The following is an 11,402-nucleotide window of genomic DNA, read 5'->3' as shown; positions in this document are numbered from 1 at the left end:
TGTCGATCATCAAGCAATACATCGACGGACAAGCCCGACCACCTTGAACGCCGGGCTACGCCCGCCGACAAACGGGATGGGCTCACCCCGGACTGAAGTCCGAGGCTTGCGCCCAAGAATCCGGTCATCGGCACACCGACCACCGCGCCGGACGGTCACCTCAGCCGCTGTTCGACGGGCCTTCGGCCAGCAACGCCCGGAAGCCGTCCTCGTCGAGGATCGGGACCCCGAGTTCCACGGCCTTGTCGTACTTGGACCCGGGCGCATCCCCGGCGACCACGTAGGCGGTCTTCTTCGAGACCGAGCCGGCGGCCTTTCCGCCGCGGCTGATGATGGCTTCCTTGGCCTCGTCGCGGGAGAACCCGGGCAGGGACCCGGTCACCACGATCGACAGGCCTTCCAAGGTGCGTTCGATGCTGGCGTCACGCTCGTCGGCCATCCGGACCCCGGCAGCGCGCCACTTGTCGACGATGGCGCGGTGCCAGTCGACGGTGAACCAGTCGACGACGGCGGCCGCGATCGTCGGGCCGACCCCTTCCACCGCGGCCAACCGCTCTTCGCCTGCGGCGATGATGGCGTCCAGGCTGGCGAACTCGGTGGCCAGTGCACGGGCCGCGGTGGGCCCGACGTGGCGGATCGACAACGCGACCAGTACCCGCCACAGCGGCTGGGCCTTGGCCTTGTCCAGGTTGGCCAGCAGCCGCTTGCCGTTGGCCGAGAGCTCCCCGGCCTTGGTGGTGAACAGTTCGGTGCGCAGCAACTGCTCAGCGGTCAGGGTGAACAGATCGCCCTCGTCGGCGATCACCCCGGCCTGCAGCAGCGCGGTGGCTGCCTCGTAGCCGAGCCCTTCGATGTCGAATGCGCCGCGGCCCGCGACGTGAAACACCCTCTCCCGCAACTGTGCTGGGCAACTTCGGGTGTTCGGACAGCGAATGTCGGCGTCCCCCTCCTTGGCGGGGGCCAGCACGGTGCCGCATTCGGGGCAGTTGGTCGGCATGACGAACGCATGCTCGGATCCGTCCCGCAGGTCGACCACGGGGCCGAGCACCTCGGGAATGACGTCGCCGGCCTTGCGGATCACCACGGTGTCGCCGATCAGCACCCCTTTGCGCTGAACCTCTGTCGCGTTGTGCAACGTGGCCAGGCCGACGGTCGATCCGGCCACCTTGACCGGCTCCATGTAGGCGAACGGGGTGACCCGCCCGGTCCGCCCCACACTCACGCGGATGTCCAGCAGTTTCGTGGTGGCCTCTTCCGGTGGGTATTTGTAGGCCACGGCCCAGCGCGGCGCCCGCGAGGTCGAGCCGAGCCGACGCTGCAGCGCCACTTCGTCGACTTTGACCACCAGGCCGTCGATCTCGTGGTCGACGTCGTGGCGGTGCTCACCCCAGTAGGCGATCCGCTCGGCAACGGCGGCGACGCCGGAAACCTTTGCGGTATGAGCTGATACCGGCAGGCCCCACTGCCCCAGCGCCCGGTAGGCGTCGTGCAGCGACGCGAACGGTAAGCCCCCGGCACTTTCGATGTGCCCGAGCCCGTGGCAGATCATCCGAAGCTTGCGCCGCGCGGTGACCGCCGGGTTCTTCTGCCGCAGCGAGCCGGCCGCACTGTTTCGGGGGTTGGCGAATGGAGGCTTGCCCTCGGCGACCAAACCGGCGTTGAGGTCCTCGAAGTCGGCAACCCGGAAGAACACCTCGCCGCGCACCTCGAGTACCTCGGGCACCGGAAACTCGTCGGAATGCGTGAGTTGCTCCGGGATGTCGTCGATGGTGCGGGCGTTGAGCGTGACGTCTTCGCCGGCTCGCCCGTCGCCGCGGGTAGCGGCTCGGACCAGCCGCCCCTGCCGGTAGACCAGCGCCAGCGCCACTCCGTCGATCTTCAGCTCGCACAGGTAGTGCGCGGCGTCGCCGATCTCCCCTCTGATCCGCGCCGCCCAGGCCGAGAGCTCATCGGTATCGAAAACGTTGTCCAAGGACAGCATCCGTTCCAGATGCTCGGCCGGGGCGAATTCGGTGGCGAACCCGGCACCGCCGACCAGCTGGGTGGGTGAGTCCGGAGTCCGCAGCTCGGGATGCTCGTCCTCGAGCCCCTGCAACTGACGCAAGAGCAAGTCGAATTCGGCATCGGAGATGATCGGCGCGTCTTTCACGTAGTACCGGAACTGATGCCCGCGCACTTCCTCTGCGAGGTCCTGCCAACGTCGTCGCAGGTCAGCGTCTCCAGTCTCGTTCGAGGTCACCACCGCAGGCTAGTCGAATATGCCGACAGGCCGATCAGCCGCTGCGCTCACAGCCGGTACCGGGCGTCCCACTAACCTAAGGAGCATGCCGCACCCGATCATGTTCAGCGACGACGACCCGGGCCTGGCCGAACTACGCGCCGTGGCCCTCGGTTTTCCCGAGGCCTTCGAGAAGGTCTCCTGGGGCCGCCCGGTGTTCTGCGCGCCGAAGATGTTCGCGATGTACGGCGGCAATGTGAAGCCCGAAAGAGGCGGCGAGATGGTGCCCTATCCGCACTCGCTGCTGATCAAGGTCGACGAGAGCGACCGGCGGGCACTCGAACAGGACAGCCGCTTCTTCTTCCCGGCCTACATGGGTCCGTTCGGCTGGCTGGGCCTGGACTTCACCGCCGCGAAGGTCGACTGGGACGAGGTTCGCGAACTCATCGACGCCTCGTTCCGACTGGTGGCTTCGCGGCGTCTGATCAAACAACTCGACGAGAACTGAACGGAAGCAGCCATGAGTTTCGCCAGCCCATTCCCCGATGTCGACCTGCCCACCGTCAGTGTCTACGACTATCTGTTCGCCGACATGTCCGACGCCGACGCGAACCGGATCGCGTTGGTCGACGCGAAGTCCGGTGCACAGACAAGCTACGGCGACCTGGTGCGCCGCATCGACGCGTTCGCCGGCGGGCTGGCCGCGCGCGGCATCGGGGTCGGCGACGTGGTGGCGCTGTTGTCCCCCAACAGTTCCGGTTTCGCGATCGCGTTTCATGGGATCCTGCGTGCGGGCGCCACCGCCACCACCGTCAACGCCCTGTTCACCGCGCGTGACATCGCCAAGCAGCTCAAGGATTCGAACGCGAGCCTGCTGGTCACGGTGCACGCGCTGCTGCCGCAAGCTCTCGAGGGGGCGCTGGGGGCCGGCCTGACCGAGGACCAGGTTGTGGTGCTCGACGGTGACGGTCTCGGTGCCGAGGGTCCGGCACCTCAGGTGAGCTTCGATCCGGCCACACACCTGGCGGCGCTGCCGTACAGCTCGGGCACCACGGCCAACCCCAAGGGCGTCATGCTCACCCACGCCAACCTGACGGCCAACGTCGCTCAGATCCGCCCACTGCAGGGCCTGACCGCTGATGACCGGTTGCTGGCCGTGCTGCCGTTCTTCCACATCTACGGCATGACGGTCCTGCTCAACGCCGCCCTGCACGCCCGCGCACGGCTGGTCATCATGCCGTCGTTCGATCTCGGCGAGTTCCTGGGCAACATCGCCGACCACCGGTGCACGTTCGTCTACATCGCCCCGCCGGTGGCCGTGGCCCTGGCCAAGCACCCGCTCGTCGATTCCTATGATCTGTCCTCGCTGCGGGCTGTGTTGTCCGGTGCGGCATCGCTGGACGCCGACCTCGGTCGTGCGGTGGCAGAGCGGTTGGGCTGCACGGTGTCTCAGGGCTACGGGATGAGCGAGCTGAGCCCGGTCAGCCACATCACCCCGCATGACGGCGGACTGGCGACGGTCGGCACCGTCGCGCCATTGGACTCGTGCGGCTGGACTGTCCCCAACAGCGTGAGCAAGTTGGTCGACCCCGACACCGGGAATGAAATCGAGATCCCGGCAGAGGGTTTGAGCGCGACCGGCGAACTGTGGTTCAAGGGGCCCAATGTGATGGCCGGCTACCTGGGCAACGAGGCGGCCACGAAGGAGACCATCGACGCCGACGGGTTCCTGCACACCGGAGATCTGGCCCAGGTTGATTCCAACGGCTGCGTCTACGTCGTCGATCGATTGAAGGAACTCATCAAGTACAAGGGCTACCAGGTGCCGCCCGCCGAGCTGGAAGCCGTCCTGCTGGGCCATCCCGGCATCGCCGATGCCGCGGTGATCGGTGTGCAGGACAGCGAGTCCGGCGAGGAAGTACCGAAAGCCTTTGTGGTCAAACAGCCTTCGTCGGAGGTTAGTGCCGACGAGGTGATGGCCTTCGTTGCCGGCCTGGTTGCGCCCTACAAGAAGGTGCGTCAGGTCGAGTTCATCGACGCCATCCCCAAGTCGTCGGCAGGCAAGATCCTGCGCCGTGAGCTGCGGGGAAGTCAGTCCTCGACGTAGGCCCGCAGTCGGTCGATCGCACTGTCCCAGCGTCGCGACAGTGCGGTCAGGTAGTCGCTTGCCTGCACCAGCGGCTCGGGCTGGATCCGCCAGATGCGTTCGCGACCTATCCGATCACTGGTCACCAGGCCCACCGCCTCCAACAGCAGCAGGTGCTTTGTCGCGGCCTGCCGCGTTACCGGAATCACCTGTGTCAGTTGCACCGTCGAACACGGACCGCCCTCACAGAGCCGGGTGACGATGCGTAGTCGGTTGGGATCGCCGAGTGCGTCGAAAAAGGGTGCGTGCTCAGCGACGGCGGCCGTCATACCGGCTCACCGAGTGCCAGGTACTTGCGCACCATCTCGGTCTGGTGGGCCCAGCCCTCGCTGTTGGCCTCGAACGCCGACTTCCTTCGCGCCGCGGGAATCGCATCGAACCCCGATTCGACGATGCGCAACAGCACCCCGCCCTCGGCCTCGGCCAAGGTGAATTCGACCAACGTGGTGGGCTCGGCCGCGTAGTCGGCGCCAGGTTCGACGGCATACGGATGCCAGCGGAAGGCCAGCCGATGGGGTGCCTCGACCGCCACGATGTGCCAGGCGTCGGCCTCGCCGGCGTAGGGCTCCTGCATGGCAGCGACCTCGTCGTCCACCTCGGTCGGGGTGATCACCCCGTTGACCGATTGCCCGGCCACGAATGGTCCGTCGAACCGGACTCCGAACCACCGGCCGAATTCCCCGGAATCGCTGATGGCCCGCCATACCCGGTCCAGGGGCGCGTTGAGCAGAATTTCCTTTTCGATCCGATCAGTACTCATACGCAACCTTTCAGTTGCCCTTCAGCTTAGGCACGCACCCAACCAAGCGCAACCTTGTGGTTGCCTTTACTAGATCCCTTCCGGATCTTCGGCGAAGGCGTCGGCGGCCTTCTGGGCGAGTTCCACCGCGGTGCGCGCCCATTGCGCCGTTGCGCCGGCCAGCCCACAGGACGGGGTGATGCCGATGCGGTCGCGCAGTACGGCGCGGTTGAATCCGAGCCGGTCGGTCAGCGCCACCGCTGCCTTGGCGACCTCTTCGACCGACGGCCTGCCACCCTCGGGCGATGTCGCAGCCACCACGCCGAGAAGCACGGTGCGGCCCGAGTCGACGAATTCTCCGATGCCATCCAGATCTGTCGGCGTCAGCGTCGAGACATCGACCGACACCGCGTGAACAGCGCTGCGCAGCAACGCCTTCCACGGAAGTTCCGGAGCGCAACTGTGCAGCGCGACGTCCGAACCGACCGCGGCGACGCAGGCGTTGATCAGATCGACCGCCAGCGCCTCGTCCACCGGATGCACCGGGGTGAAACTGGTGACCCCGGACAGCCTCCCCGCCAATGCGGCGGGCAGCGACGGCTCGTCGAGCTGGACCACCACCGGGGTCTCCAACCGCCGGGCCACCTCTGCCCGATGGACCGCCAGCCCCTCTGCGAGTGAGGCCGAAAGGTCCCGCAAGGCACCGTGATCGGTGATCGCGCGATGCCCGTTGGGCAGTTCCAGCTGGGCGGCCACCGTGATCGGGCCGGGCGCTTGGACCTTGACCGCACGCCCACTACCCCGTAGCCCAGCGCGTTCCCACGCCTCTTCCAGGGCGTCGATGTCCTCGCCCAGCAGGCTGACCGCCCTGCGCAGCACGGCACTGCGGCGCGACGCGATCCGGTATCCGCGCGGCACGGTGTCGATGCCGATGTCGACCAGCAGCGCCCCGGCACGCCCGATCAGGTCGGCACCGATCCCCCGCGCCGGCAGTTCCACGAGGTGCGACAGGGTGTGCAGTTCGCCGACGACGACGTCTGCGGCAGCCCGAGGCTGGGTGCCCGGCCAGGATCCGATGCCGGTCGCTGCTGCGAAGACGCTCACGCGCGTGCGATGGTCGCGCTGGCGATGACCTCGTCGCCCTCGGCGTCGGGCCGGTACAGCACCATCGTCTGGCCAGGTGCCACGCCGCGCAGCGGCGCGCGCAGCGAGACCGCCAGCCGGCCGTCACGTACCTCGACCACCGCATCGGTGATTCCGCCGTGCGCGCGCACCTGGACCTGGCATTCCACCGGACCCTGCAGCGGGGTGCCACTGGTGAATACGGGCTTGTCGCCGACCAGCTCCCAGATCTGAAGGTCCTCGACAGGTCCGACCCGCACCGTGCCCGTCTCGGCATCGATCGCGGTGACATAGCGCGGTCGGCCGTCGGCACCCGGTCCCGCGATACCCAGGCCCTTGCGCTGCCCGATCGTGAAGCCGTGCACGCCTTCGTGTTCGGCCAGCACTGTGCCCTCGTTGTCGATCACCGAGCCGCGGCGCACCCCGATCCGAGCGCCCAGGAAGGCCTGGGTGTCCCCGGACGGGATGAAGCAGATGTCATGGCTGTCAGGCTTTTTCGCGACGGCCAAGCCACGCTCGGCGGCCTCGGCCCGGATCTGTGGCTTGGGGGTGTCACCGATCGGGAAGATCGCATGCGCCAGCTGTTGGGCGGTCAGCACACCCAACACGTAGGACTGGTCCTTGTCCGCGTCGACCGCGCGCCGCAACCGGCCATCGACCAACCGGGCGTAGTGACCGGTGGCCACCGCATCGAAACCGAGCGCCAACGCGCGCGCGGCGAGCGCGGAGAACTTGATCCGCTCATTGCACCGCACACAGGGATTCGGGGTCTCGCCGCGGGCGTAGGACTCGACGAAGTCATCGATCACGTCGTCCTTGAACCGGTCGGCGAAATCCCATACATAGAACGGGATGTCGAGAATGTCGGCCACCCGGCGGGCATCGCCGGCGTCCTCCTTGGAGCAGCAGCCCCTCGATCCGGTGCGCAGTGTCCCCGGTGCCGACGACAGTGCCATGTGCACTCCGACGACGTCGTGGCCGGCGTCGACCATCCGTGCGGCGGCCACCGAGGAATCCACGCCGCCGCTCATCGCGACCAGCACTCTCATGAGAACGTCCTCCCCGCGCTGGCCAACGCCGCCTGCCGGGCGCGGTCGACGGCCGTGGGCAGCACCTGCAGGACGACGTCGACGTCGGCGTCGGTGCTGGTGTGCCCCAACGAGAATCTCAGCGATCCCCGTGCGGTGGCCGGGTCGGCGCCCATGGCGATCAGGACATGCGACGGCTGCGCCACGCCGGCGGTGCACGCCGAGCCGGTGGAACATTCGATGCCCTTGGCGTCGAGCAACATCAGCAGCGAATCGCCTTCGCAGCCACGGAAAGTGAAGTGGGTGTTGGCGGGAAGCCGGTCGGTTCCGCGGGGCCCGTTGAGGTAGGTGTCCTCGATCGTGGACAGCACACCCTCGATGAGGCGGTCCCGCAATGCCTGCACCCGGGCGCTGTAGTCGGCGAGCCCTCCGATGGCCACCTCGGCAGCCGCGGCCATCGCCACGGCGCCGGCCACGTCGGGCGTCCCGGAACGGACGTCGCGCTCCTGCCCGCCGCCGTGCAGCAGGGGCACGCAGGCGGTGTCACGGCGCAGCACCAGCGCGCCGGCGCCCATCGGGCCGCCGAACTTGTGCGCCGCAACGCTCATCGCCGCCAGCCCGGTAGCGGCGAAGTCGACCGGGATCTGGCCGACGGCCTGGATGGCGTCGCTGTGCATCGGGACATCGAACTCGGCGGCGATGGACGCCAGGTCGGCGATCGGCATGATGGTGCCGACTTCGTTGTTGGCCCACATGATGCTGACCAGGGCCACGTCCGCGGGTCCGTCACCGGCTTGCAGGGCCGCGCGCAGCGACTCGGGTGCGACGACGCCTTCGGCGTCGACGGGCAGCCAGGTCACCTCGGCGCCCTCGTGGTCCACCAGCCACTGCACCGCGTCCAGGACGGCGTGGTGCTCGACCGCGGTGGTGATGATCCGCCGTCGCGCCGGCTCGGCATCGCGGCGGGCCCAGTAGATGCCCTTGACGGCCAGGTTGTCGCTCTCGGTGCCCCCGGCCGTGAAGATCACCTCCGAGGGGCGGCAGCCCAGCAGGCGGGCCAGCGTCTCGCGGGCCTCCTCCATGCGACGACGCGCCATCCGGCCGGAACCGTGCAGCGAGGACGCGTTGCCGATGGTGGCCAGCGCGGCGGTCATCGCCTCGATGGCAGCAGCGTGCATCGGGGTGGTGGCGGCGTGATCGAGGTAGACCGGCCCGCCTGAGGAGGAGGTCAGGATGGAGGCCATAACCCTCCTAGGATAGCCGCTGGCGGGCAACTGCCCTTCCAGCCGCCTCAGGCCGCCAGAACGTGCGCGGGTCCGCCGGCAAGCGCCTGGTGCGCGGCCCCGTCGGAACGGACCACCGCTTCGCAGCGCCCGGCCAGGGCCCGCCGGTCGTCTCCGGGCAGCTGCAGTGATCCCACGTGCACGTGACACACCGTGCGACGTGCGGTGATGACCCGGCGCACCGAGCGCAGCAGGGTGTCCTCCCCCACAAAGGCCGGAATCGTCGACGGCCGGCCGTCCCGATGGCGGTACACCAGCCGCAGCGGCTGCACCGGCCGGGCCGCGTCGATCGCGGCCTGGAACATCGCCGGCCGGAACGGTCCGTAGGCCAGACCGCACCAGGTGGTGCCCTCCGGGAAGGCCACCACGGTGTGCCCGGCACGCAGCCGCTCGGCGACGGTGTGCACCACCGCGGGCAGCCGGCGCAGGCTCCCCCGGTCGATCGGGATCACCTTCATCACCCGGGCCAGCCGGCCCACCGCGGGCCATTCCACCAGATCGGCACGCGCCACGAACGAGCCGGGCAGGACCGCACCGATCGTGAAAATGTCCAGCCATGACACGTGGCCACTGACCACGAGCACGCCCTTCAGATTGCGAATAGGTCCGCCGGACAAGCTGATTCGGACGCCGAAGCAACGCAGCATCAACCGGCAGTAGAAGCGCTGCACGTGTGAGCGGCCCGGCACCGGCACCGCCAGCAAGGGCACCCCGGGCGCCAGGAGCACGGCCATGACCACCCGCGCCGTGGTGCGGATCCACACCACGTACCGACGGCCGGTGTCCGCGCCGCCGGCGTGCACGCAGCTGCCGTCGCACGATGCCTTGGGCAGCCAGGGGTGCTCGCAGGCCGCGCTTGTCATGACGCGCCCCCGCCCATCCCGTCGGCCATGTCGGCTGCCGCCGAGACCGAGCGCAGGCGGGTGAGATAGCGCACGTCGGCCCGACGCTTGTCCAGCAGGGCCGGGAAGTCGCCCACCCCGAAGTCGGGGTCGTGGGCCGGTTCCCCGCAGATCTGCGCGCCCAGCCGCAAGTAGCCGCGCATCAGCGGCGGCACCGTGGTCCGCGCCGGGGGCTCGATGTCGTCGAGTCCTCTGCCGTCGAGGACGACGGGACGGTAGGGGTACACCGTGTGTTCTGCGGGCGCGGCGTGGCGGCGGCGCACGAAGTCACGGACGCCGCGGATCTGGGTCCCCGGCGGGCCGTCGGCGTTCCCCGCGACGGGCACCGACACACAGCCCGTCACATAGTCGTAGCCGGAGCGGTCGAGGTAAGCCAGGATTCCTGCCCACATGAGCAGGACGACGGCGCCGTTGCGATGGTCGGCGCGCACAACCGCCCGGCCCATCTCGACCAGAGACGGCCGCAGTGCATCGAGGCCACGGACGTCGAACTCGGTGGCGGTGTAGAGACCGCCTGCGGCGATGGCGCCCGGCGGCGGCAGCATCCGGTAACAACCCACCAATTCACCAGTGTGGTCCTCGCGTACCAGCAGGTGGTCGCAGTGTTCGTCGAATCGGTCGGCGTCACGTCCATCGGTGGTGCCGGCAAGTGCGAATCCGGGTTCGGAGGTGAACACGTCGTGCCGGAGCCGCTGGGCGGCTTCGATGAGCTCGGAGTCGGCGGACAACAGCAGGGTGTAGCGGGGCGCACCGGGCGCCGCGCTGTCGGTGCGATCAGCGGCGATGAGTACAGATGCAGTGCTCATAACCAGCACGGTCGCCCAGTGGGGTCTCCGTACGGCATCGCCCGTGTGACATGTCCGTGAGCGCCAGGTGACTTTTTTGGTCCGGCGTCAGTCGTCGAGGAACACCACGTTCTCACCGATCGGGTTCCGCGGTGTGTCCAGGTGATTCGCCGGAAACTCGGGGTCGGCGTACCCGATCGACAGCCCGCACAGGACGGTCAGGTCGTCGGGGATGTCGAGTTGTTCCCGCAACACATCTGGATAGAACGAGATCGACACCTGCACGCAACTGCCGATACCCCGTTCGTTCAACGCCAGCAGCAGGGTCTGCAGGAACATCCCGACGCCCAGCGCGTCCACGTTCGTGAAATCGCGGTGCATGCAGACCACTGCGGCGACGGGGGCGCCGAAGAACTGCCAGTTGCGGAGCTGGGCGGCCCAGCGGCCCTCGGCATCGTCGCGGGCAATCCCCATGGCTCCGTAGACCAGAGCGCCGCTTTCCCTGCGCAGGTGGGCGAACTTCGGTGGCAGGCCGGCCGAGCCGATCGCGGGGGGTGCGGCCGCGACTGCGGTCAGCAGCGCATCCACCAATCGGACGCGCCGCTGACCGGTGGCGAAGAAGACGCGCCAGGGTTGTGTGTTCGAGTTCGACGGTGCCCGCACCGCCAACGCCAGTGCCTCGTCCAGAAGTCGTCGCGGAACAGGCTTGTCCGTCAAGAACATTCGTGACGACCTGCGTGAGCGGACCACGTCTTCGAACTCGGCCATCAGCGCACTCGCCGGTCCTTACGGGCTTCGAGTTCATCGTCCTCGACGATGACGAGCATCGGTTCCCCGGGGACGCACAGCATGTTGACAAGGAACTTCAGCGGAATATCGTCGCGGTGGTTGGCGTCCGAGTAGTGGATGACATCACCGCCGGGCTCCCAGAAGGCCTCCCCCGCTTTGACCACCCGCGGAGCCTCGCCCTCCAACTCGAAGAGCATCTCGCCCTCCAACACATAGCCGAATGCGGGCCCGGCGGGATGCCGGTGGGGCGGCGCGCCCGGTGATCCGGCGGGCCATTCGATGATCGTCGTCATCACCTCGGCGTTCGGCGGGATGAACGGCGGTGTGACACTGGCGATCACGGTCATCGCATCGTGGAGCGCCTGCTCGCGCTCAGCTGAGACGGGCATG

General features: G+C 68.3%; 12 protein-coding genes. 2 read left to right on the top strand and 10 right to left on the bottom strand.

The window, feature by feature from the left end:
• Positions 1 to 160: 160 nt before the first annotated feature.
• Positions 161 to 2,239 carry an NAD-dependent DNA ligase LigA gene (gene ligA / locus BKG60_RS04545; protein ID WP_070945289.1) on the bottom strand — a complete coding sequence of 693 codons (2,079 nt, stop codon included), beginning with the start codon at positions 2,237 to 2,239 and terminating at the stop codon, positions 161 to 163.
• Between the two features lie 85 nt (positions 2,240 to 2,324).
• Between ligA and BKG60_RS04540 the strand changes: the two genes are divergently transcribed.
• Both BKG60_RS04540 and BKG60_RS04535 read left to right on the top strand, forming a co-directional pair.
• A complete protein-coding gene (locus tag BKG60_RS04540; protein WP_070945249.1) occupies positions 2,325 to 2,726 on the top strand; it encodes an MmcQ/YjbR family DNA-binding protein in 402 nt (133 codons plus the stop codon).
• 12 nt (positions 2,727 to 2,738) lie between these two features.
• Positions 2,739 to 4,325: a 4-coumarate--CoA ligase family protein gene (locus tag BKG60_RS04535; RefSeq protein WP_070945248.1), complete on the top strand. Its 1,587-nt coding sequence runs from the start codon at positions 2,739 to 2,741 to the stop codon at positions 4,323 to 4,325.
• On the opposite strand, the gene BKG60_RS04530 is transcribed toward BKG60_RS04535, so the two are convergent.
• The 9 genes from BKG60_RS04530 to BKG60_RS04490 form a co-directional block, all read right to left on the bottom strand.
• The gene (locus tag BKG60_RS04530) at positions 4,310 to 4,633 is read right to left on the bottom strand and encodes an ArsR/SmtB family transcription factor (RefSeq protein WP_070945247.1); all 324 of its coding nucleotides are present in this window, start codon (positions 4,631 to 4,633) and stop codon (positions 4,310 to 4,312) included. The genes BKG60_RS04535 and BKG60_RS04530 overlap by 16 nt on opposite strands.
• The gene (locus BKG60_RS04525) at positions 4,630 to 5,124 is read right to left on the bottom strand and encodes an SRPBCC family protein (RefSeq protein WP_070945246.1); all 495 of its coding nucleotides are present in this window, start codon (positions 5,122 to 5,124) and stop codon (positions 4,630 to 4,632) included. Before BKG60_RS04525 ends, BKG60_RS04530 begins: the two co-directional genes overlap by 4 nt.
• Positions 5,125 to 5,193: 69 nt before the next feature.
• On the bottom strand, positions 5,194 to 6,207 hold the full coding sequence (locus BKG60_RS04520; protein ID WP_070945245.1) for a uroporphyrinogen decarboxylase/cobalamine-independent methonine synthase family protein: 1,014 nt from the start codon (positions 6,205 to 6,207) through the stop codon (positions 5,194 to 5,196).
• A complete protein-coding gene (gene mnmA / locus BKG60_RS04515) occupies positions 6,204 to 7,274 on the bottom strand; it encodes a tRNA 2-thiouridine(34) synthase MnmA (RefSeq protein WP_070188925.1) in 1,071 nt (356 codons plus the stop codon). The genes BKG60_RS04520 and mnmA overlap by 4 nt, the downstream gene beginning before the upstream one ends.
• Entirely contained in the window at positions 7,271 to 8,497 is a 1,227-nt protein-coding gene (locus BKG60_RS04510) for a cysteine desulfurase family protein (RefSeq protein WP_070945244.1), read from the bottom strand. The genes mnmA and BKG60_RS04510 overlap by 4 nt, the downstream gene beginning before the upstream one ends.
• A 47-nt stretch (positions 8,498 to 8,544) precedes the next feature.
• Positions 8,545 to 9,399 (bottom strand): lysophospholipid acyltransferase family protein, encoded by an 855-nt coding sequence (locus BKG60_RS04505; protein WP_070188923.1) that lies wholly within the window; start codon positions 9,397 to 9,399, stop codon positions 8,545 to 8,547.
• Complete coding sequence (locus tag BKG60_RS04500) at positions 9,396 to 10,244, bottom strand: GNAT family N-acetyltransferase (RefSeq protein ID WP_070945243.1); 849 nt, start codon at positions 10,242 to 10,244, stop codon at positions 9,396 to 9,398. The genes BKG60_RS04505 and BKG60_RS04500 overlap by 4 nt, the downstream gene beginning before the upstream one ends.
• A gap of 87 nt (positions 10,245 to 10,331) precedes the next feature.
• Entirely contained in the window at positions 10,332 to 10,991 is a 660-nt protein-coding gene (locus BKG60_RS04495; RefSeq protein WP_070945242.1) for a nitroreductase, read from the bottom strand.
• Positions 10,991 to 11,401: a cupin domain-containing protein gene (locus tag BKG60_RS04490; RefSeq protein ID WP_070188920.1), complete on the bottom strand. Its 411-nt coding sequence runs from the start codon at positions 11,399 to 11,401 to the stop codon at positions 10,991 to 10,993. Before BKG60_RS04490 ends, BKG60_RS04495 begins: the two co-directional genes overlap by 1 nt.
• Between the last annotated feature and the right edge of the window lies 1 nt (position 11,402).

The organism is Mycobacterium syngnathidarum, assembly GCF_001942625.1.
Taxonomy (GTDB): Bacteria; Actinomycetota; Actinomycetes; order Mycobacteriales; family Mycobacteriaceae; genus Mycobacterium; species Mycobacterium syngnathidarum.
The sequence above is the reverse complement of the archived record's forward strand: the minus strand, read 5'-3'. Positions and strand labels throughout refer to the sequence as shown.